Annotated in this window: 20 protein-coding genes; 10 read left to right on the forward strand and 10 right to left on the reverse strand. The window is 50.2% G+C overall.

The annotated features are described in order from the left end of the window. Positions 1-167: 167 nt before the first annotated feature. The 5 genes from RBT11_17095 to RBT11_17115 form a co-directional block, all read right to left on the reverse strand. Positions 168-950: an enoyl-CoA hydratase gene (locus RBT11_17095; GenBank protein MDX9788496.1), complete on the reverse strand. Its 783-nt coding sequence runs from the start codon at positions 948-950 to the stop codon at positions 168-170. 21 nt (positions 951-971) lie between these two features. Next, the gene (locus RBT11_17100) at positions 972-2120 is read right to left on the reverse strand and encodes an acyl-CoA dehydrogenase family protein (GenBank protein MDX9788497.1); all 1149 of its coding nucleotides are present in this window, start codon (positions 2118-2120) and stop codon (positions 972-974) included. Positions 2121-2398: 278 nt separating this feature from the next. Beyond that, positions 2399-3565 carry a pyruvate carboxyltransferase gene (locus RBT11_17105; GenBank protein ID MDX9788498.1) on the reverse strand — a complete coding sequence of 389 codons (1167 nt, stop codon included), beginning with the start codon at positions 3563-3565 and terminating at the stop codon, positions 2399-2401. Between the two features lie 63 nt (positions 3566-3628). Then, positions 3629-5233, reverse strand: a complete 1605-nt coding sequence (locus RBT11_17110) for a carboxyl transferase domain-containing protein (GenBank protein MDX9788499.1) — start codon at positions 5231-5233, stop codon at positions 3629-3631. Between the two features lie 367 nt (positions 5234-5600). Then, on the reverse strand, positions 5601-6500 hold the full coding sequence (locus tag RBT11_17115; GenBank protein ID MDX9788500.1) for a hydroxymethylglutaryl-CoA lyase: 900 nt from the start codon (positions 6498-6500) through the stop codon (positions 5601-5603). Between the two features lie 309 nt (positions 6501-6809). Here RBT11_17115 and RBT11_17120 point away from each other — a divergent pair, with 309 nt between their 5' ends. The 4 genes from RBT11_17120 to RBT11_17135 all read left to right on the forward strand — a co-directional run bounded on the left by RBT11_17120 (position 6810) and on the right by RBT11_17135 (position 11415). Further along, positions 6810-7463: a TetR/AcrR family transcriptional regulator gene (locus RBT11_17120; protein ID MDX9788501.1), complete on the forward strand. Its 654-nt coding sequence runs from the start codon at positions 6810-6812 to the stop codon at positions 7461-7463. Beyond that, on the forward strand, positions 7460-8059 hold the full coding sequence (locus RBT11_17125; GenBank protein MDX9788502.1) for a DUF45 domain-containing protein: 600 nt from the start codon (positions 7460-7462) through the stop codon (positions 8057-8059). Before RBT11_17120 ends, RBT11_17125 begins: the two co-directional genes overlap by 4 nt. Beyond that, positions 8049-10604, forward strand: coding sequence for a mechanosensitive ion channel (locus RBT11_17130; protein ID MDX9788503.1), 2556 nt, complete (start codon positions 8049-8051; stop codon positions 10602-10604). Before RBT11_17125 ends, RBT11_17130 begins: the two co-directional genes overlap by 11 nt. Positions 10605-10779: 175 nt before the next feature. Then, positions 10780-11415 carry a DUF2062 domain-containing protein gene (locus RBT11_17135; protein ID MDX9788504.1) on the forward strand — a complete coding sequence of 212 codons (636 nt, stop codon included), beginning with the start codon at positions 10780-10782 and terminating at the stop codon, positions 11413-11415. 13 nt (positions 11416-11428) lie between these two features. On the opposite strand, the gene RBT11_17140 is transcribed toward RBT11_17135, so the two are convergent. Then, complete coding sequence (locus RBT11_17140; protein MDX9788505.1) at positions 11429-12955, reverse strand: glycogen/starch synthase; 1527 nt, start codon at positions 12953-12955, stop codon at positions 11429-11431. A gap of 519 nt (positions 12956-13474) precedes the next feature. On the opposite strand from RBT11_17140, the gene RBT11_17145 reads away from it, so the two are divergent. The 4 genes from RBT11_17145 (at position 13475) to RBT11_17160 (ending at position 16284) form a co-directional block, all read left to right on the forward strand. After that, entirely contained in the window at positions 13475-14281 is an 807-nt protein-coding gene (locus RBT11_17145) for an ABC transporter permease (GenBank protein MDX9788506.1), read from the forward strand. An 18-nt stretch (positions 14282-14299) separates the two neighbouring features. Beyond that, the gene (locus RBT11_17150; protein MDX9788507.1) at positions 14300-15124 is read left to right on the forward strand and encodes an ATP-binding cassette domain-containing protein; all 825 of its coding nucleotides are present in this window, start codon (positions 14300-14302) and stop codon (positions 15122-15124) included. Positions 15125-15196: 72 nt separating this feature from the next. Next, the gene (mlaD, locus tag RBT11_17155; protein MDX9788508.1) at positions 15197-15676 is read left to right on the forward strand and encodes an outer membrane lipid asymmetry maintenance protein MlaD; all 480 of its coding nucleotides are present in this window, start codon (positions 15197-15199) and stop codon (positions 15674-15676) included. 20 nt (positions 15677-15696) lie between these two features. After that, entirely contained in the window at positions 15697-16284 is a 588-nt protein-coding gene (locus RBT11_17160) for an ABC transporter substrate-binding protein (GenBank protein MDX9788509.1), read from the forward strand. A gap of 26 nt (positions 16285-16310) precedes the next feature. On the opposite strand, the gene RBT11_17165 is transcribed toward RBT11_17160, so the two are convergent. After that, positions 16311-16949 (reverse strand): DedA family protein, encoded by a 639-nt coding sequence (locus RBT11_17165; GenBank protein MDX9788510.1) that lies wholly within the window; start codon positions 16947-16949, stop codon positions 16311-16313. A gap of 245 nt (positions 16950-17194) precedes the next feature. On the opposite strand from RBT11_17165, the gene RBT11_17170 reads away from it, so the two are divergent. Both RBT11_17170 and RBT11_17175 read left to right on the forward strand, forming a co-directional pair. Further along, the gene (locus RBT11_17170; GenBank protein MDX9788511.1) at positions 17195-18430 is read left to right on the forward strand and encodes an inorganic phosphate transporter; all 1236 of its coding nucleotides are present in this window, start codon (positions 17195-17197) and stop codon (positions 18428-18430) included. A 2-nt stretch (positions 18431-18432) separates the two neighbouring features. Next, positions 18433-19101 (forward strand): TIGR00153 family protein, encoded by a 669-nt coding sequence (locus RBT11_17175; protein MDX9788512.1) that lies wholly within the window; start codon positions 18433-18435, stop codon positions 19099-19101. Between the two features lie 323 nt (positions 19102-19424). Here RBT11_17175 and RBT11_17180 read toward each other — a convergent pair whose 3' ends face one another. From RBT11_17180 to RBT11_17190, 3 genes are all read right to left on the reverse strand, one after another. Continuing rightward, entirely contained in the window at positions 19425-20561 is a 1137-nt protein-coding gene (locus tag RBT11_17180) for an acyl-CoA dehydrogenase family protein (protein ID MDX9788513.1), read from the reverse strand. Between the two features lie 71 nt (positions 20562-20632). Further along, the gene (locus RBT11_17185; protein ID MDX9788514.1) at positions 20633-21883 is read right to left on the reverse strand and encodes a thiolase family protein; all 1251 of its coding nucleotides are present in this window, start codon (positions 21881-21883) and stop codon (positions 20633-20635) included. Between the two features lie 97 nt (positions 21884-21980). Continuing rightward, positions 21981-22736, reverse strand: coding sequence for a glucose 1-dehydrogenase (locus RBT11_17190; GenBank protein MDX9788515.1), 756 nt, complete (start codon positions 22734-22736; stop codon positions 21981-21983). Positions 22737-22889: the final 153 nt, after the last annotated feature.

Consider the following 22889-nt stretch of genomic DNA (forward strand, 5'->3'; position numbering starts at 1 on the left):
TAATCATAGCTTCAAACTTGAGGTCGCCACTGTGACAAATGGAATCTACCTTAAGCACGAAACCGGCGCGGCTATAAAAGACCACGCAATCTAAATTGGACCCGATACTACCATCTTATTTGAAAAAAGCAAGAATTTCGTTCTTTTTTTGAAAAAGATTTTTTTAATTACTTTCCCTGATAGACCGGTTTTCGCTTTTCACGAAATGCAGACAGCCCTTCTATCCGGTCTTGAGTGGGAATCGTGATCCAGTATGCGTTTGATTCGATGGCAAGCCCGGTCTGAAGGTCCGCTTCAAGCCCGCAATTGATGGCATATTTGGCTTGCTCAATCGCGATCGGCCCATTTTCACAAATCTTGGCCGCCATCTTCAGGCTTTCGTTCAGCAACGTTTCCTGCGGGCACACCTGGTTCACCAGCCCGATTTGAAGCGCCTCCTGAGCACTAACGCGTCGCCCGGTAAAAATAAGTTCTTTGGCCTTTCCGCGGCCCACCAGCCGCGGCAAGCGTTGCGTCCCGCCCGCACCCGGAATAATCGCCAGTGTCGTTTCCGTAAGCCCCAGTGAGGCGTTCTCGGAAGCAATTCGAATGTCGGAAGCCAGGGCAAGCTCGGTTCCCCCCCCCAGCGCGATACCGTTTACAGCGGCAATAACCGGCTTATTTAACTGCTCGATGGCGGTAAACAGGGTTCGAATCGTAAAGAGAAATTCCCTGACTTTAATTTCGCTCAACGTGGCGCGCTCTTTTAGGTCTGCGCCCGCAGAAAACGCCTTATCGCCAGCCCCGGTAATAATCACCACTCTGATTTCCGGCCGAAAGCGGATCGATTCGACATGCGTCTTTAACGCATGCAGCAATGTGAGGTTAAAACAGTTCATGACCTCCGGCCGATTCAGCGTCAATACCAGAATATGGTCGTGTTCCTCGGCCAATATCACTTGTGTGCTCATCTCTATGATCTCCTTGGGTTATCAGCATCCGATGTATCTGGAAATGACCAGCCGTTGAATTTCAGAGGTGCCCTCTCCGATATCAAGCAGTTTCTGATCCCGATAAAAACGCTCCACGCCGTAATCCTTCATCAACCCGTAGCCGCCATGAATTTGAACGGCATGGTTGGCGACCCGGCCCATCAGTTCCGAGCAATACACTTTGGCCATGGCCGCTTCCTTGGCGAAGGGGCGATTGTTGTCTCTGAGCCAACAGGCCTTGTAAAGAAGGTTTCTCCCGCACTCCAGCTCTATGGCGCAGTCGGCCAGTTTAAATGAAATGGCCTGAAATTTGCTGATGGGCTGGCCGAATTGCTTGCGCGTTTTGGCGTATTTAAGCCCCATTTCAAAAGCCCCTTGCGCCCCCCCGAGCCCCATGGCGGCAATGGACAAGCGTCCGCCGTCCAGGGTCTGAAGCATCTGGTGAAATCCGTCCCCTTTTTGCCCCAAAATATTTTCCTTAGGGACTCTGACATTGTCAAAATAGAGTTCTGCTGTGTTCGAGGCACGCCACATCATTTTTTTGTGCATGGCAACAGCCTTATACCCCGGCGTTCCGTTTTCGACCAGAATACAGGAGTATTCCGGCTTGCCGTTTTCCCGTGTGCCGGTTATGGCCTGAACCGTCACCCCCAGGGACATCTCGCAAGCCGCATTGGTGATGAAAATCTTCGAGCCGTTGATGACCCACTCGTTGCCATCCAGCACCGCCGTGGTTTGGGTGCCGCCGGCATCGGAGCCAGCCTCCGGCTCGGTCAGGCCGAATCCCCATAATGCCTCGCCACTGCATAATTTGGGAAGATATTTCTTTTTCTGAGCCTCGGTGCCGAAATAATATATGGGCGCAATCCCTAATGAGTTGCCGGCCGCCACCGTGGCCGCCTGGGAGCCGTCCACCCGCGCCACCTCTTCGACCGCAATGATATAGGAAATATAATCCATTCCCTGGCCTTCATACGCTTCGGGCACAATCATTCCGAACAGGCCGATTTCACCCATTTTTTTCGTAAGCGAAACCGAAAACGATTCGGATTCATCCAGATCGGCCGCAACAGCGGCGATTTGCGTCTGGGCAAAATGACGGACTTCTTTCCGAATCATCTCCTGCTCTTTTTTAAGATCGAAATCCACGAAAGACTCCTTCCCCCCAAGGGATACCGGTGGTGTTAACCGTGTACATGAGCGAATCTGTAAGGAGAGCGTATCCTCATCGATACGCCAGCCTTTCAATTAAAGGAATCAGAAAATGCCAATCTACCTAATGCTGACTATTGCCCGCAACCCCGTAGGGGCGAACCTGTGTGTTCGCCCTTCGTAACCAGGACGAACACACGGGTTCGCTCCTACAAGGCTGACGATAAATCGAAAATGCGCATTACCTTAACGGTATATCAAAAAATTCGTTACCCCTAAGGCCTGAGGTGCGCCGGCAACACAGCCGTTTTTCCCCAATCCGCCGGAACGTTCTGATTCGGCGTTTCACCCAGCTTTGCTTTTCTCTTTTCAAGCCCCGGGCGGGCAAATTTCGGGTGGCCTTCCTTCAACGTCCGACCGTTGATAGCCGCTTCGGAGCGCAACCGCATGCCCGCGGTCCTTTCCATCGCGCGGCCCAGCCACAGGACCCGGTCCACATCGTAACCGTGCTCGATACCCATCTCGTCGATTTGCACCAGGGTGTCTTCCAGGCACACCAGCCCGACATACCGCGCATCGTCATAATAATAATCACCGGTTCCTTTTATGGGACAATCTCCCATAAAATTAGCGGGTTGTCCGCCAAGACCGCCGAGCGTGCATTCAAAATGGGTAATGCCCGCCTGAAGCGCCGCCAGAATCGATGCGGATGCCATGCGCTTGGTTTCATGAAAATGGGCGATATGAACGGCCGGATCGGGAATTTCATCCAGAATCATGGAAAAATAGCGGTAAACCTCGGGAGTCGAAGCGCTGCCGTCATGGTCCGCGTGTTCGATATCATGGGCACCGATTTCAAACCACCGTTTGGTGAATTCAACGGCGTCCTTTAAATCCGTTGCGCCGCCGATGGGGCTGCCCCAGATGGTGCTCACCGTACCGCACATTTTAAGCCCCGCATCATTGGCTTTCCGGGTAGCCCGTTCGGCTTCTTTCCAGTATTCGGGCAGGGTGCATCCCGAGTTCGCAAAATGATGCTGTTCCTCGGTGGAAACCATCATCAACACGCGATCCGGTCCGATGCCTTTTTCCTTTAGGGCAATCGCCCGGTCCACCGCGGATTCCCGAATGGTCACTGCCGTGATGACCACCTCGTCGGCGTTAATGCCTTTGCTCGCGCATTTTTTTCTGAAATAATCGCTGCGAAGATGAGCCAGGACCTCCTCGGCATCCGTAAACTGGGGCATAACGAGCGGACTGCCCAGGTTGGTCACCTCGATATGTTTGCACCCGGCCAGAATCAGATTTTCCGCATAAAATTTCTTGGCGTTCGTGGAAACAAATTTCTCCAGATGCTGAAAGCCGTCCCGAACGGTAATGTCGGCGATTGTTACCTTTCTGGGCATTCTCGGGAAAATTTTCCAATAATCATACTCCGTCATCTTAAGACCTCCTATTATCGCTTGGGCCGGCCAACGCCGTCGTTTTTGTTGATGATCAACCGGTTAAAATCTGAAATTGCCGAATGCCGGCTCTCCAATGGACTTCAGCATACTCACTTCAACCGCCATGGCAAGCCACTCCCGGATTTCATTCAATTTGACCACCCTGTCGCTTAAAATACGGGAACCACAGAAAAACGGATGGGCTTCGCCATCGTATTTCTCGATCATGTTCTCCCGAAACACTTTTTTTTCTTCTTCCGTCATGGGCGCGCCTTTTATTTTTCTTTTGGCCTCTTCAATGGATAACAGCACGCCGGCGGCGCTTCTGCCGCTCATCACCCCGGTACGCGCCCGCATGGTATGAAAAAGAAAATGGGGCCGATACGCCCTTCCGCACATACCATAATTGGCCGCTCCGTTATCCGGCCCGATGACGAGCTGAATGCGGGGCACCTGAGCGCAGGAAACCGCCCGCACCATATCCGCCCCGTATTTTCCAATGCCCATATGTTCGGATTCGGAACCGATCATATAGCCAGGAGCCGCCTGAATAAATAAAATCGGCATCTTCTCATTGGCGCACCGAACAATCCATTCCGTTGCTTTTCGGGCGGCTTCCACAAAAATGATGCCGACATTATTGGACGCGATCACCCCCACCGGAAAGCCTTTGATTCGTATCTTTCCCGTCAGAATGTTATCCCCACGCCCAATTGCGTAGTCCTTTTTATATTCGTAAAATACGCTATCGTCCGCGATGCACCCCAGAAAAGCGCGTCCGTCGATCCCGCGATGAATTCCTTTGGGCAATAATTCGTAAAGCGTTTCCGTGGGAAATGCCGGCGACTGTTCCGCGTACCGGTGCAAATGAATCTGCTGGGGTTTTTCAAGCGCCAGAATTTCTCTTACCCTGAGCACCGCTTCATTCTGATTGCCGCATAAATGATCCGCCCCGCCCGAAATCCGGGTATGCACGCCAGCGCCGCCCAAATCTTCCGCCGAGATCACCTCTCCGGTCGCCATTTTAACCAGCGGCGGTCCACCGAGAAACGAATAGGACATCTGATCGATCATGACCGATTGACAAGCCATAAAAACAATATAGGCGCCACCGGCGGTATTCCCGCCGGTGCTCATCGTAATTTGCTTCAGCCCCATGGCGGACATTCGGGCCATATTATAAAACATGGAGCCGAAATGCTGGTCATCCGGAAACACATCGGCCTGCATGGGAAGATACGCGCCGCCTGAATCCGCAATATAAACGCAGTTCAAACCGCATCTTTCCGCGATGGCTTGCGCGCGCATATGTTTTTTTAGGGTGATCGGAAAATACGTGCCCGCCTTTACGCGGCTGTCATTGGCGAAGATCATGGTCCAGTTGCCATTTATCTTGCCGATTCCGGTCACCATGCCGCCGCAGGGAACATCCTCGACATCCGGGTAGTTGACACCAAATCCGGCGATTCTGCTCAATTCGAAAAACATCGTCCCGGAATCAATGAGCTTCTCAATCAACTCCCTGGCGGGTTGCTTGCCTTGCTGCGCCAACCGATCCACCGCGTTTTGACCGCCCGGCCACATGGCCCTTTGTACCAATTCATCCAGTTTTCGTTCTTCGTTTTCCCAGTGCTCACGATTTTCGATCGCGTTGGCAGACATCATGATTCCTTTTTATTGATAGGTTGCCGTTGCACGCACAGTAACGTAATAAACGTATCCTTGCTCTCGATTCGTTACAGCGCACCGTACATTATTCAGCATCGAGCTCCCTTATGATTGAGCGCGCAATTATGGCAGGGGTAGCGCCTTCGATCGTTATGGGTTATGCAAGGTGTCGTTAAAGCGACACCGGATATTTGAACGAGCGCTCAATCATAGTTTGCATCGGTCCTTTCTGAATGTCAAGCATAAATTCCATACCATGCGCGCACCCATCATTTTACTAACTAATACTTTGATTTTTCGTAATAATATTTTATTGTTAGTCAAAGTAAACCCCGGCGCATCGGCCCGATCAACAGATTCCAGGCTATTTTTTTAAAAACGAGCGAATTTCTTCGGCACACCTTTCCAGGGCGGAAATGTCGATGCCTGTTTCTATGTTCATTCGCCGTAAAAGGTGGGCCGCCTGAATCGTATCAATATTTCCGACGGCGTCCGGTATGGCGGGACACCCGCCAAGCCCCCCCAGCCCGGTATCAAAATGCCCCACACCGGCGGCCATGCCGGCCACCATGTTGTGAAAACCCATTCCTTTCTTATCATGAAGATGCAAAATGAGGGGCACCCCGGCGCATAAGGGCGATAATTTCTCCAGCAGACTCGCAACCAGGGGAGGGCTTGCCATGCCGGTCGTATCAGCAATCGCCAGCATGTCGATACCCTGAGCAAGATAACCGCTCGCGATTTCAGCAATAAGCGATTGAGGGATCTGTCCTTCATACACGCAACCAAACGCACATTGAATTCCCGCCCGCACATGACAGCCGCTTTTCTTGGCCGATTCAATCATCCTCCGCGCATCGGACAAGGCCTGATCGCGCGACATACCGGTGTTTTTAATGCTGTGAGTATCACTGGCGGATACAGATATTTCAACCGATTTGACCCCGGCGCCAAGCGCGCGCATCAGCCCGCGCGAGTTGAGAACCAGCGCATTGAAAATTACATTTGGACGCTCTGGCAATGATTTGATCAATAATTCGGCATCCGCCATCTGCGGAACCCGAGAGGGATTCACAAAAGAGGTCACCTGAATCTGACGTACTCCCGCATCGGCAATCGCCTTAATCAATTTCACCTTCAAGGGGGTCGGAATCATTTTTGTTTCCTGTTGAAACCCGTCCCGAGGCCCGACTTCGATCAGTTGCACCCGATCAGGAAGCTCCCCGGCCAAATAGCCAAACGCCTTAATATCCATATTTTCCATTTGCGGCTTGTTTACTCTCTTGTCGGGTGAAGTCACGGGCACAAGGCACATCAAAGGCAATAAGCACACTATACTGAACAAACGCTCATTATTGAAATTAGGGCGACCCGATCGATTTTGTCAACTATGAACTATAGGCGCCACGGGGTAATCACAACGATTGTTTCGGTTTTTTTGGCCGGCTTTGCCGCGCGTGATAATCCCTTGACATCGGAAAAACGCCTATGGTAACGAGCATGAACGGCCGCTCGACAATGTCGCATCGTTCCACCCGGCCGCCAGGGAACAGATAATAGGAGCCGGAAAAAAATGAATAAAACCGGGGGCAACGATAATCGGGGGATTTCTACACAAATTAAAAATCCCGATCTGATCAGAAAAAGAAGAAAACAGATCATTGATGCCGTAGTGCCCCTTTTTATTGAAAAAGGATTTCACAAAACCACGACCCGCCAGATTGCGCTGGCCGCAGGCTTTTCCATCGGCACCCTCTACGAATATGTGGCATGCAAGGAGGACGTTCTCTACTTGGTATGCGAGGATATTCATGATAAAGTCGCCGAGGGAATCGGCCATGTCTTGTCGAGTCACAAAGAGGGCCGGGAAGCGCTGTCGGCAATTATTCGCGAATATTTCACGGTCTGCCACCGTATGAGCGACGTGATCTTGCTCATGTACCAGGAAACCCATGCCCTGCCCTCTCAGTGGATTGAAAAGGTGCTGACCAACGAGCTGAGAATCACGGGAATTATTCAAGAGGCGTTGCACCGTATTTTTCCCTCCAGCGAAACGGGTCGCCTGAATACTGCCGGGCTGAACCTGATCGCTCATAACATCACTGTGCTGGGGCACATGTGGGTTTTCCGTCGATGGGCCTTATCGCGTGTGTTTTCCATTGGGGAATATATTGAACTCCAGACAAAACTAATTTTTCCAGAAACAATAGGCAGTCAAACCGAATGACCTCGAAACGAATCACCATCGACGATATCGGCGAAATTACACTGGAGCACAGCCGACGCGCCAAGCATATACGGCTTTCCATTCGACCGTTCAGGGGTATTCGGGTGGCCGTGCCTTATGGGGTCTCATTCCGCAGGGCCGAGGAAGTAACCCTATCGCACGCCAACTGGTTGAAAAAACATTTAAAAAAAATCGACCGAATTGAACAGACGGCCGTTGCGCTGCAAAAGTTAGACCCCATCGATCAAAAGGATGCCGCGGAGAAACTGGTCAAACGGCTCAATGCGCTGTCTGAAACACACGGTTTTTCGTTTAACAAAGTTTTCGTGAAAAATCAGAAAACCCTTTGGGGATCTTGCTCCGGGAAAAACAACATCAACCTGAATTCATACTTGGCAAGACTGCCTGAACATCTGATTGATTACACCCTTCTTCATGAACTGGTCCACACCCGTGTTAAACACCATGGGCCTTCGTTCTGGAATGAGCTGGAAAAAATCGTGGTGGATGCGAAAAAATTGGATAAAGAACTGCGACAATATAGACTGATACCGGAAAGAGGCGAAAACGTTGCCGCATTATCATATGAAAAATAAACGAGCCGGTTTTTTCCAGGCAAATCTTTTTGCGGCCTTTTTCCTTTTGCTGTCTCTTTCAGGAGTCAGCTTGACAGGGGGTTCCGCCGTCGCCGAAGGAGATGCGCGCACAAAATCATACGCCGAATTTAACCAATCCGTTACGGAAACGATCGCGGTCGAACGAACCAGCATCAGCCAGCGTAAAGAAAGGGCGGATCAACTTCAGGCCTCTTTGGAAGCCCTTAAAGCGGATATCAATTCATACCGGCTTCAGCTTTCCGCACACGGCAATCTCCTGCTATCGCCCACTTTTGAAATCGATCCGCTTGAAAAAGCCGCAACGCTGAATCGATCCTCACTTGACCGGGTGAAAAAACAAATAAGGGAAATCGGCCAGCAGCTCGAAGCGTTAACCCGGGAAAATGTCAAGAATGAAGAGCAGCTTCGTTTGAATAACGATCAATTGGCCCAATTTAAAGCCCAAAGATCGAGCGTCCCCGAAGCAACCGCACTGATTAATAATATTAAAGAATTGATTCGGATACTCACTGAAAAACAAAAGTACCTGGCTGATTTGACGGATAAGTCCACAAAGCAAAAAGAAGCCCTTGAAGAAATTGAAAAGGGGTTTACCACACTGGCCGGAGAATTTGAACGCCAAATACAAATCAGAAAAAAACAATTGCTGTTTCAACGGGGGGACTCGCCGCTGCGGATTACCCAATGGCTTCAGCTATCCGCTGAGATTGATCAAGTGCGAAGAAAACTGACTCAAATCTCGTCGATTCCCTTTTGGCAGGACGAGCTGAATGAAATTTGGGAGCTCGAGGGGTTGCATCTATTTACCTTTACGATCTTATTTATCATAATGATGGTTGTGTTTATCCGCATCAAGCGGTACGCACGAACCTTGATCGACCGGCCTGTTTATCGAAATCATCCATGGCGGCTTCTGAGCTTTCAGGTATTTACCGATTCACTCCCGCTGTTGGGCATTACCATTTTTCTGTCCCTCTTTGTGTCCGTTCGCAAGGTCAATACCCAATCGTTGATTTTTCCGCTCCTATATTTACTCATCGTTTTATTGTTCACCCGATGGTGCCGAAATGCGCTCTCCAACATCGTGAAAATGCCCCTCTCCCCTATTCCAAAGCCTTATGCCAATCGGGTGAAATCTCTCATTGGCGCGGTTCGTTTGTTTGCCGTTATCTATGCCCTGACGGACTGGATGATCGAGGGAACAAGTTTTTTTCTGTTCATACTCAGGGCGTTTCTTGAGGTCGGACTTCTCTTATGGGGATTATCCATTCGCAAGCAAATTGAACAACATGGCGACACCGACGGAAATGGGGTTAAGACCGATAAAAAACCGCTTCGCCCGGCGCTGGCATTGCCAGGCTATTTTATTTTCGGCATCGGACCCTTGCTGGAACTATCCGGCTTCGGCGAATTTGCATGGTATTGGTACCGCTCTTGGGGAAATACAGTTATCGTTTTTTTATGGGGTGCGATTCTCTTCCTGGTATTGCGAGAGTGGGATCAACCCTTTGCCGTCTCGGATGATCAGGACGACGATGTGGCCGCAGCAAGCGCGCAGCCGGTCCGCTGGATCATTTTCAGACTCTGCTGGTTGCTCTGGGCGGTTTTATTTGTTTTGGCACTATTATTTGCCTGGGGCGCCCGGCAGCAGGTGCTGAGCGGATTGCTTCAGGCCCTTAGATACCCCATTGAAGTCGGGCAGATGCAACTCAGTCTGATGGGGTTCATCTATGCCTTTCTGTTACTGTTTTTTACCCATCTGATCGTGAAAACCGTTCGATATATATTAAAAAAGAAGTTTTTAATCCAAAGTGGGTTTGAACGCGGTCTTCAGGAATCAATCACCAACATCACCGTTTACATTCTTTGGGGACTTGGCATACTGATCTCGCTTCACGCCGTGGGGGTCAATACAGCCTCCATGGCGGTCGTGCTAGGCGCCTTGGGCATTGGGCTCGGATTCGGGTTGCAAAATATTTTCAACAACTTTATTAGCGGCATTATTCTGTTGTTTGAACGCCCCATTCAGGCCGGCGATGACATTGAAATTAACGGCTTGTGGGCCACGGTACAGAAAATAAACGTCCGGGCCACCGTGGTGCAGACCTATGATAACGCCGCTATTATCATCCCCAATTCCGAATTTATCAGCAGCCAGGTCACCAACTGGAGTTTCAAGGACCGCCGGCTGCGCCGGAAAATCTCAATAGGGGTTGCTTATGGATCGGATACGGCGCTTGTGAGACGATCGCTGCTTGAAATTGCGGCAAACACGCCAAAGGTGCTAAAACGCCCCGCGCCGGATGTGGTGTTTTCAGACTTCGCGGACAGTGCCCTTATCTTTATTCTGCGTTTTTGGACCACTGTGGACCAGTTTCTCAAAACAGAATCCGATATCCGCTACGAAATTGACCACTTGTTCAAAGAAAGAAATATCAGCATTGCTTTTCCGCAACGGGATGTCCACATCTATAATATGGACGCCAAACAACCGGTAGAGAATACCCCCGTCTATAAAGACTAAGCAAAAAATAGTTAAAAGTTCGAATTATGATTTTTCCCTCGATTTCGTCATCAGCCTGTTGTATCCGGCATCGAATTATAATATAAGTTCCGTGGTCATAGGAATGCCCCTAAACATCGGCATTTTTTTTCAGTACGATCAAGATGTAAGAATAAACGACAGGGTTTTCTATTTCATGGTCAAGCGCGTCAGAAAGTTATACGAACGATTTATTCAAATCAGGGGAAATCCTAAAGAAATCGCACTTGGATTTGCCTTGGGGTTGTTCATCGGCTTCAGCCCGACCATGGGGCTGCAAATAGCCCTGGCCGTTTTTTTCGCTTCTATTTTCAAATGGAATAAATACGCTGCCGCCATTGCCGTATGGATAACAAACCCGCTTACCGCGCCCTTCATCTACAGCTTTACCTATGTTATCGGCGCCAAGCTAATCGGGACGGGCAATTCGCTAAACCTTGCGGGCAATTTCGATTGGAATATGTTATTGCAGCTGATTGAAAAATCTCCCGCCATTTTTATTTCCCTATTCGTCGGCGGTGTCGTGGTGGGACTGCCCATCGCCCTTTTCGGTTATTATCTCTCATTTAACGCGGTTGAAAGGTACCAGAAAAACCTGAAAGAGAAATTAAGGCTTCAAAAGGAAAAATTAAAACTTAAGGTTCTAAAAAAAAAGCTCGTTGAACAAACAAAGCCTCCGGTTAGCCACAAAAAGAAACACCTACTGTCAAAATTGCATCCGCCTGTGACGCCGTATGTAAAAACCATTAACCTGTCAAATGAGATAAATTCGGACCGGGCCGCCAATCGATAAATACAAACGGAATTTACTTCATCCCTTGATTCACAACAAGCGGCCGTTGCAGCATCTTTTCGTAGAGGTCAATATACTGACTTGCCGTGACCGCATGCGTAAATGTATCGCCGCTCTGTCTCATAATTCTGGATAGCTGTTGTTGCTTGAGTTTCGACGGCAACTGATAATACCGCATCGCCTGACCGATGGCCCACCAAAGACCCTGAGCGTTATGATGTTTAAAGACAAATCCGTTTCCCGTGTTATTGTAGACATCAAGATCGCGAATGGTGTCGTGAATGCCACCGGTATCATGGGTGATCGGCAGGGCGCCGTAGAGGGGCGCGATCATCTGCGGCAACCCGCAAGGCTCAAACAGGGACGGCATCAGGATAAAGTCCGCAGCTGCATAGGCAACATGTTCCAAATGCTCTGCAAAATCGCAAATGGCGACCCTTTCTTCAAATTGATGACGCCTGACGATATTTCGAAACACCTCCTGATACTCCCCGTCCGCGATAAACACGACCTGCAGGTCCATTTCCCAGTAATGTGAAATAAGGCCGTAAAATATTTCCGCCAAGAGCTGGCATCCCTTTTGAGCGGGATCCAGCCGGGACGGCCAGAACAGCAACGGCGCGTTGATATCCTCTCTCAACCCCAGCATTTTCTGGAGGGACCGTTTGTTTTTTCGCTTGCCGGCTTTATGGTTTTTCGGGCCGTATGGCATGACCAGGTAGGGGTCCTCCAGTGGGTTATAAGAAGGATCCGGCGCATTTAAAATTCCCGCGGCGCACCCGTTATAAAACTTATTTGCCATTTCCGCCCGCAAAGCACCCGAGACAAAACCATGTCGGCCTTCAATCACCTCTTGTAAGAACGTGGGGCTGACAACATTCACGAAATGGGAAGCAAATACGCCACTCACGAGAAAATCAACCGGGTTGTTTTCGCGAGACTCCTCATAGTTTCGGGGCACCCGGTCGAAAAATAAATGCTGCCAGAAATCACCGGCATCGATTCCCCGGTCTTCTACCTGTGCAAGCGTCATTTTAAAGGTGTGAATATTATGGATGGTAAAGAGGCACGGAATCCCCAAGCGGCGGGCCATGGCGGGAATCAGGCCGGTCATCCAGTCGTTGCAATGAATCAGATCGGGCTCCACCCGCGGAATAATATTGTTCATGACCTCGCGTTGAAACGCTAGCGATAATTTGGCATTTTCAATGCCACCGCCACCGTAAACGCGGTTCAGATAATAAAACGCGCGGTCTTCAGCCAGGTGCACGCGATCATCGGGCATCGCACGCCGAATCTGGCGTCGTTCCCGCCGCAAAAACGGAGCAAGCTTGTCTCTAAACAACGTACGATAATCGGGCAGTGCAATATGCACATCCACCCCTTGCTCAAACAGCGCATTAATCAGTGCCGCCGAGACATCCGCCAGCCCGCCGGCTTTGGCCGTCAGGCAATTTGCCAGGTTTCCCATTCGGTCCGGCAAATAGGTCACTTCCGGCGTCACGACCAGCACACGCGGATTTTTACTGACTGTTTTCACCTATTTTTTTCTCCTAAAACGAGCCGTCTTTTTCTCCATGAAAAGTGTCATGATGCGGCATAACCGCAATATATTACATCTATCTAATACGTTATCAAAATTCAACTGATTTTGCGGATTCATCAGGCCGCGGCCATTCAATCGGCGGCGCCTGCCGATCCCTATCACGGGCCAGGCAAACCTTCAGGCAAGGCCTAACGCCATCAGTCAAAAGGAATCGATAGATAATAGCCGCGCGCGCCGAGGGTGTAATAAGGGCTGTCGTGAGGGAGGAAAGATATTTCGTTTGAATTTAAACGCGGGTAAGTGTAAAGTCGCAAGCAATATATACCGCAAGATTGTCATTTTAGGTTATTTATCAGATAGTTATATAAAAAATGGCCGGTCCTGACCGGTCATGGAGGGTAGCGTGTGCGTTTTTATCTTAGGGACACCGGATTTTTTGATATCCCAGTTATGTAATGCGCATTTTCTGATTCCCTTAACCCTTTATCCTGAAATTATAAAAAATTTATCGCCATGAACGATTTAAAGAAAAACTTCCTGATCGGCTTTTTTGATATCATCGGGGAAAAAATTTTGGATACCATCAACCATCTCGGGGCTGCGGTTATTTTCTTTTTCTTGGCCTTTATTCGAATATTCCGCCGCAAACAGCTACGCGAAATCATTCGGCAGGTATATTTCATCGGCGCCACATCTTCGAGCATTGTACTGGTGGTCGGCCTTTTTACTGGTATGGTGCTGGGGCTTCAACTTTTTTATACACTGATTAAATTCGGCTCCGAGGGCATGGTCGGCGCGGCGATCTCTCTTTCCCTCATCCGGGAACTCGGTCCCGTTCTGACCGCCATCATGATTACCGCGCGGGCGGGATCAGCCATGACGGCGGAAATCGGCATTCAGCGAATAACGGAACAAATCGATGCCCTTTACACCATGCGAATCGATCCGACCGCGTATCTGGTCAGCCCCCGAATAGCGGCGGCCATCATCAGTTTTCCTCTCCTAACCGCCTTTTTCGATCTCATCGGCATACTGGGAGGCTGGGCAACGAGCGTGTTGTTGCTGGGCGTGAATGAAGGCGCCTATTTTTATCGAATTCAAACCGCTGTGGAAATGATAGACATTCGGGGCGGGTTCATCAAATCCCTTGTATTTGCGCTCATCGTCTCGACCATCTGCTGCTATCAGGGGTTTTTTACCCATTATCGGACCGAAAGCCACGGCGCCAAGAGCGTCAGTGCGTCCACCACCTCGGCCGTGGTACTTTCGTGCGTCCTGATTTTAATTTCCGACTATATCGTCACTTCGTTTATCATGTAACGCTGGAGATTCTGGAAAATGGAAACCCCGCTGATCGAATTCCAAAACGTGACAAAACGCTTTAACGGCAAGACGTCACTGAACCGGGTCAACCTTAAAATCTACGAAAACCAGGTAACCACCATTATCGGTAAAAGCGGTACCGGAAAGAGTGTGCTGCTTAAGCACATTGCGGGACTTTTGTTTCCGGATGAAGGCGAAATTCTTCTGGAAGGAAAATCCATTGCCAGGATGAAAAAAGAAGGTGTCTGGAACCGGTACCGCTCACACATCAGCTTCATGTTTCAGGGAAATGCGCTGTTTGACGCCATGACGGTGTTCGAAAATATCGCACTTCCCCTCAGACGAACAACAAATCTTAACAAACAAAAGATTGCGGAAAAAGTTCAGGCCCGGTTAGTACAAACCGAGCTTACCGATGCCGCGCATAAATATCCGGCCGAATTGTCCGGCGGCATGCAAAAACGGGTTGCCCTGGCCCGCGCGTTAGTGACGGACCCCAAGATAATCCTCTTTGATGAACCGACAACCGGCCAGGATCTCGTGCGTCGAAATAATATTTTAAGCATGATTTCCCAGTACAAAAAAAAGCTCGGTTTCACGGCCGTGATGATCAGTCATGATATTCCCGACGTTTTTTTCATTTCAGACCGCATCGTGCTTCTCTGGGAGGGAACGGTTGCCTTTCAGGGCAGTTATGAAGAAAGCGCCGGTCTCAATCATCCGTTTATGGATGAATTTAGAACCAGTCTGGATGAATTCCAAAACGAGTTGGAAGGGGAGTCAACCAAACAAATTTTTCAGTCTCGATATGCGCAAAGCTTTGGCGGGGATAAGAATTAACAAGGAAACTTGACAGCCGGCATCCGGCAATGAATTTCAGTAAAGTTGAAGACGGTTGGAAAGGAAGAGAATATGAAAAAATTTGCAATGGAAACTGTCGTCGGCATTTTCGCCGTCGCCGGTATCCTGTGTGTGGGATACATGACGGTTAAACTCGGCAAGCTTCCCTTTTTTGCGGAAAAAGGCTATTATTTATTCGCCAGATTTACCTCGGTGACCGGTCTAAGAATGGGAAGCCCCGTGGAAATTCACGGCATTGAAGTCGGCACAGTGGAGCACCTGGCCATTGACCAGGAAAGAGATATGGCACTGGTCCGATTACGAATTCGTCAGGATGTGAAAGTATTTGACGATGCCAGCGCGGCCATCAAAACCGCCGGCCTCATCGGCGATAAATATGTTCAAATTGAGCCGGGCGGCGGGGGGGACCCGTTGAAAGCCGATGGCTGGATTACGGAAACATCCTCACCGCTCGACGTTGAGGCCCTCATCGGCAAATTCGCCTTCGGCAGCATCACAAAAGATGACGAAACAAATGAAACCGAGAAATGACCATGTTGGAGAGATACCCCATGAAAAAACGACTTATCATTGCATTGCTTTTGGTTTCCCTGACAACTCCGTTTGCGGCTTATGCAAATACGCCGATGGAAACGCTTCAGGCCTATGTGGCGCGAGTGCTTTCCGTTCTGCGGGACCCCGCGCTGAAAGACGAGGCCGGTAAAAAAATCAAGACGGATAAAATTCAGCTACTTGCTGAAGAGCTGTTCGATTTTCCGGAACTTTCCAGAAGAACATTGGGGCAAAGCTGGAAGCGATTTACGCCGACACAGCAGACCGAATTCATAGCGCTGTATAAAACGCTACTTCAAAAAACGTACGCTGAAAAAATCGTATCCTATGATAAGGAAGAGATCGCATTCGGGAAAGAACGCCCCCTGTCGGAAAAAACTTCCGAGGTAGAGACCAGCGTCGCAACCCAAACCACACCGATAGCCATCAATTACCGGCTTATTCACAAGAAGGGAAAATGGGCCGTCTACGATGTCATTATCGAGGGGGTCAGCCTGATCAACAACTACCGTTCGCAGTTCAGGGAGATTCTCGCGAACAACTCCCCGGAGGGGTTGCTGGACGTTATGAGAAAAAAGGTGAGCTGAAAATCAGACCGCCGGCTTTAAGGGTTTCATCTCCGAATAGAATCGGGCTTCTCCTTCTTAAGGCCGTGATAAACAAGATATCCGAGAAAAGCGAGCCCCAACACGATACATCCGTATGTTATTTCTTTATAAAACTGATGCAATACGTTCTTTTGTGCATATAGGAAATAGCCCAGAACCGCCAGGATGACATTCCAAAGGGTCGCGCCGAGGGCCGTATAGATTAAAAAGTCCCGCATCCTCATTCTCGACAAACCGGCCGGTATGGAAATCAGTTGGCGGATTGCGGGAACAAGACGCCCGATAAAGGTAGATATTTTCCCGTATTTGACAAAATAGACCTCGGCTTTCTCAATGGCGTCGGCATTAATCAGCATGGCATGCATGAACCGGGTACCGGCCAGTCGATATACGAGCTTTCTTCCCAAGAAAAAACTGATGTAATAATTGAACACGGCGCCCAAAAGCGCGCCTGCGGACCCGCTCAGCACCACGAGATAAATGTTAAGCTCGCCCTGCGCCGCCTTCCAGGCCGCGGGAGGAATGATAATTTCCGACGGAAAGGGAATAAACGAGCTTTCAACGGCCATTAAAAAAGCTATCGTTCCGTAATTGATATGGCTCATGTACCACTGAACAACGGATTGAACGAGCTGATCAAGCATCTTTTTTCCTTTTTCAACGGGAAGTGCGCTTCACATAATGAGTTTGATTTAATAGGTAAAATTAACAACTGCGTCAAGCGAAAAGCTTAACGCGAGCACAACGCGCAGAGGCTTTCTGAGGAATTCTGAACTATTGGCTTGATATGACCATACCCCCCGTGCTATTTCGCCTTGCAAAACGATTGGAAAACTCTCAACCGAATCACCAACGGGAATAATGGCCATAACTGTTGATATGGTAAAAAATGCCTACTGAATATATTATCCTGATCGCGGGATTTATTATCGGCTTTTATATGGCGTGGAATATCGGGGCAAACGACGTTGCCAATTCCATGGCCAGCGCCGTCGGCGCCAAAGCCATAACCGTCCGTCAGGCGGTTATGATTGCCTCTATATTAAATTTAACCGGTGCGGCGTTTATCGGATCTCATGTCGCCGATACCATTCGAAAGGGTATCGTCTCTACTGAAATATTAAACGACCCCCATGTGGCGTTTACGGGGGCCCTTGCAGCGCTTCTATCCGCCGCTTTATGGGTCAGTTTTGCAACTTGGAAATCCATGCCGATTTCCACAACACACGCCATTGTCGGCGCCATGGTCGGATTTGGCCTCGTTGCTGGCGGTGTGGATGCCATTCAATGGGTAAAATTGACGTCGGTCGTGTTAAGCTGGATTATCTCTCCCGCATTCAGCGTGATTATTTCCTTTATCATGTTCAATATCATTAAACGATTGATTATATCCAGAACCGATTCTTTCAACCGGGCGCTGAAACTGTCTCCTCTATTTATCGGCCTATCCATTTTTATCATCGTGTTGTCCTTTCTGTTTAAAACCCCTCTTGGAAAGCAGCTTTCGGTCGGAACGGCGACAGCGCTGTTGATCGCCCTGGTATTCGCCGCAGTCATCGGGTTTGTTGCCAGGATCTTATTATCGCGCATCGATCGAAAGCTGGCTTCGAACGACGGCGAAGGCGTTTTCAGATACATACAGGTGGGGACATCCTGTTACGTCGCGCTGGCGCAAGGCGCAAACGATGTGGCCAATGCCGTCGCGCCATTGGCCGTTATTTACTTTTTTGTAAAAACCGGCACGATAGGGAATCAAGTGCCCGTGCCTTTTTTCCTGCTTCTTTTCGGTGGCGTCGGCATTGCATTAGGCGTCGCAATGGCAGGCAAGCGCGTCATGGAAACGCTGGGCACGAAAATTACCCAACTCACCAACACACGGGGGTTTTGTGTAGATTTTGCGGCAGCCACAACGGTTCTGATCGCCTCCAAACTGGGATTGCCCGTTTCGACCACCCATGCGGCCGTCGGGGGCGTGCTCGGTGTCGGCATGGCCCGCGGTATGGAAGCACTCAATCTGAGGCTTGTTTACGAAATAGCGCTTTATTGGCTGTTGACCCTGCCCGCGGCCGCCGGCACCTGCATGGTCATCTACAAGATACTTCAATTCATTTTACATAGGATATGACTATGAGAATTCCCTTCTTTTCGCTTTTCATGTCGTCCCCTTTTGAAGGCCTTCAAGAACATGCCGAAAAAGTCAAGGAGTGTGCATGGGCGTTTCAGCAGGCCATGGAATGCCATATGGAAGACAAATGCAAGCGTTTTGAGGAACATCGGCAGGAAGTGATCCGACTGGAAAGAGAGGCGGATGCCATCAAACGACGCATTCGCGGGCACCTTCCCAAGTGGACGATCATGCCGGTGGATAAGTTCCAGTTTTTCATGTACTTGAAAGAACAGGACAGTGTGCTGGATGCCGTGGAGGATGTCCTGGATTGGATTTCCTACCGAATGGACCCGGGCATTCCGAAAGAGCTCACAAAGGATTTCAGCCTTCTTGTCGATGCGACGATTGATCCCATCGAAGAGTTGAGCAATATGGTTTCGGAAGCAAGAAAGTATTTCGGCTCTTTTTCAAACAAGCAGCGGGAGGTGGTCAAGGAAATCATTCGGGCACTCCGCCAGCAGGAGCACGAAGCCGATGAGGTTGAGCATGTGCTGAAGCAAAAAATATTCAGCAGCACCACAGATCCAGTGACCGTGTTTCACATGATAAAGCTTTCGGAAATCATCGGTTCCATCACGGATCATGCGGAAAACGCAGGCGACATGATGCGGGCGATGATATCCAAATAAAACCGATCCGCTTGCCGGAAAGTGTCAGCACCGAGCTGGGGCCTTACGCCACAGGCGTCGGCTGGGTCTTTCAACGTACGTTTGCTACTCTATATCCTTTATCAAGAACATGCACGAAAAAGCATGCGTAACTGGAAAAGGTCATTGGCTGCCAAGCAGCCAAGCCACTCAGCTTCCGGCTTCGTCGGTTTAAACCCTTTACCAGAAACATGCACGCTTTTGGGTGTATATTCGCCGAAGGTGAAAGATGGCTTTCATGCATCCCAGCATCCCAGCATTCCAGCATTCCAGCATCCCAGCATCCGGCTTTGCCGGATTAGGAGCTACAGCGACCGGCCGATGATTTCTTTCATAATTTCCGAGGTGCCGCCGTAAATTTTCGTTACGCGCACATCCCGCCAGAGCCGGGCGATGTCATACTCCTCCGTATAACCGTAACCGCCAAAGAGTTGCAGGCAGGCATCCGCCACACGGCAGCAAAGCTCGCTGTGCCAGAGTTTAGCGGCTGCCGCCTCATCGACGGAAAGCTGTTTATTCACCAGGGCCTGTATACAGGCATCCAGATGCGCCCAGCCGACCTGAAGTTCGGTTTTAATATCCGCCAATACAAAGCGGGTGTTTTGAAAATCGATAATTGCCTTACCAAAGGCCTTGCGTTCCTTGACATACGCAACGGCAAGATCAAAGGCATGTTGGGCCGCCGCCTGGCAGGAAACGGTAATGGACATCCGTTCCTGGGGCAACTGCTCCATCATATAGATAAAGCCGCTCCCCTGCTCTCCGAGAAGATTTTCGGCCGGCACAAACATATCTTCAAAAAACAGCTCCGCCGTATCCGATGACCGGTGCCCCACCTTGTCGAGTTTTCGACCCTTTTGAAACCCCTTGCCGGCCACATCACAAACAAAAAGCGAGATGGCTTTGGCCCCTTGATCCTTACCGACCCTGGCGGCAATGACCGCCACATCGCAACTGATGCCGTTGGTAATGAAGGTTTTCGCCCCATTAATCAGATAACCGCCATCAACCGGTGTGGCACGCGTTTTAATCGCCTTTAAATCACTGCCGGTGTCCGGTTCCGTCATGCACACGGCGCCGATGGCCTCTCCTTTGGCCATTTTGGGCAGCCAGTGCCTTTTCACGGCCTCTCTGCCATAATGATGGATATACTGCGCGGTCATATCATTATGCGCAGCAAAAGCGGCGCCGGGCACACCCGCAAAGGAGATTTCCTCCAGCACAATTGCATTCACCCTGAAATCGAGGCCGCCGCCGCCATATGCTTCCGGAATATCCGGCAGCAACATTCCCTGAGTGCCGCAGGAAAGCCAGAAATCCCGATCAATCATGCCATTTTTCTCCCACTGATCGCGCCGGGGCGACAATTCACGCACATACAACTCTTTTACACATGAGCGAAAAAGCTCATGATCGTCACTGAATATATCCCGCTTTAGCATTGCCGATGGATTCCTTTCAAAATGACCCGTGGGTTCTGAGATGTTTCATAAAACGCGAAGGCGGCCTTATGTCATCTTTGAAGAATAGTGACCCCGCACGCGAACTCTTCTACTGATATAACACCGCCGCCGTTTTCAATCAACCCGATGCGGGCATCTTTCACCTGTCTGGGGCCTGCTTCGCCCCTGAGTTGAGTTGCGATCTCATACATCATGGAAAGACCGGTGGCGCCGATGGGATGGCCCTTTGAGACTAATCCGCCGGAGGTGTTAATGGGAATCTTTCCGTCGATCATCGTCGCGCCGGAGCCAACCAGTTCTCCTCCCTGGCCGATGGGACAAAACCCCAGCATTTCCGCCTGATAGATCTCACAAAAGCTGGTCGCGTCATGCACTTCGGCGACATCAATATCCGCCGGTCCCACCCCGGCTAGCTGATAGGCTTTGTCCGCCGCCCACTTTGAAAGACTCGGCTCGGCAATCGGCCGGTGCCTCCCCGCGGATAACACGCTTGCCCGTACCTTAATGGCCCGATCCCTCACTGCCTGCGGCAAGGTCTTGAAAAACTTTTCAGAGCACAGCAACGCCGCCGCCGCACCATCCCCGATCGGCGCACACATGCTTCGGGTCATGGGATAGCTGACCTCGTAGTCTTCCAGCACTTTTTCAACGGGAACCTCAAACTGATACTGCGCATTGGGATTCAGCGAGCCGTTATAATGATTCTTGGACGCCCCGACAGCAATCTGCCGTTGCGTGGTACCCCATCGCCACATATGCCAGCAAGCCTGCATGGCGTAGGTGTCCATGAAAATCGATCGTTTGGGTCCGAATTCAAATGTTTTGCCACATTGCGTTCCGACGGCCTGGTATTCGGAAATCAGCGTTTGTCTGTCTTCTCTGTCTATGCCGTGCTCAAAAGCTGTCATGACCCGCTTCATATCTTCATGATAGAATTTATCCATACCGATGGCCAGGCTTACATCGTGAAGACCGCTTAAAATATCCTTCCACGCCAAATGCATCGCGATGGACCCGGATGCGCATCCGCCCTCGACGTTGACAACGGGCGCCCGCGCCGGAAACACGCCGTCATCCACCAGCGGCGCAAACATGCAATGGCCCCGCACCAGATCCTGATCCCAGATGATCCCCATGCCGCAGTTTGAAAAATAGGCGCCTTCGATCACGCCACCATCCGTGAGCTGCGCATCCTTTAAAACTCCCAGTAAGGCATCCCGCGTTAAATCCTTCCCGGATTTATCCGGCCATTTCTTAAATCGGGTCGTATAGGTCCCGATCATGTAGACATCACTAACCACAATACACCTCCTTGATTCTTCTTTAAAAGCTGATAGCTCTTAGCTGATAGCTGATAGCTCTTAGCTGATAGCTGATAGCTGATAGCTGGTAGCTCCTTTACGACGCCGTCGCGCCGCCGTCCAGCGGCAGAGCAACCCCATTGACAAAAGAAGCACTGTCGGTCGCCAAAAAGACCGCTGCGCTCGCCACATCTTCCAATGTTCCCACGCGATGCTGCGCCTGGGTAAGAATCGCATCGATCGGAACACCTGCCGCCTTATAGGTATCCACAAAACGATCGCCCAAATCGGTCTTAATCAGACCAGGGCACAATACATTGGCTTGAATATTCTGATCCCTGTATTCAAGCGCAATCGCCTTGGTCAGCTGCACAATGGCGCCCTTTGAAGCGCAATAGCAGGCGAGAAGCGGGGCGGCAATGATGCCCGCAATCGATGCAATATTAATAATATTCCCCCGATTCTGGGAAATCATCTGCATCAGCGCATATTTGGACATCAAAAAGTAGCCCTTGACGTTGATGTCCATCACATTGTCCCACTCTTCTTCGGTAATCTGCACCAAAGGCTTTATCAGTTCCACACCGGCATTGTTGACAAGCACGTCCAATCGCCCATAGATCGAAACAGCGTATTGAACCGCATTTTGGGCATCGACTTCCTTTGACACATCCACTTGAACAAAACACGCCTTTCCGCCGTTCCGGCTGATTTCTTCCGCCACGGCCTCTCCGCTTCGACTTAAACTGTTAACGACTACCAGCGCGCCTTCCTCGGCAAATCTTTTCGCGATCCCCATGCCGATGCCTCTTCCCGATCCGGTCACCAACGCGACCTTGCCTTCCAGTTGCATAATCTTACCTCATTTCGAATATGTGCTTAGGATGAATGTCAAGCGGCGGTCCGCAACCACCATTGCCGCCTTCTGCACAAAGCTATATAACCCACTAGGATAACTAATCGAATCCTACTCTTCGAAGCCTTCGTGGTCTTCGATGTGATCCGC

This window comes from Desulfobacterales bacterium (genome assembly GCA_034003325.1).
Lineage (GTDB): Bacteria > Desulfobacterota > Desulfobacteria > Desulfobacterales > JAFDDL01 > JAVEYW01.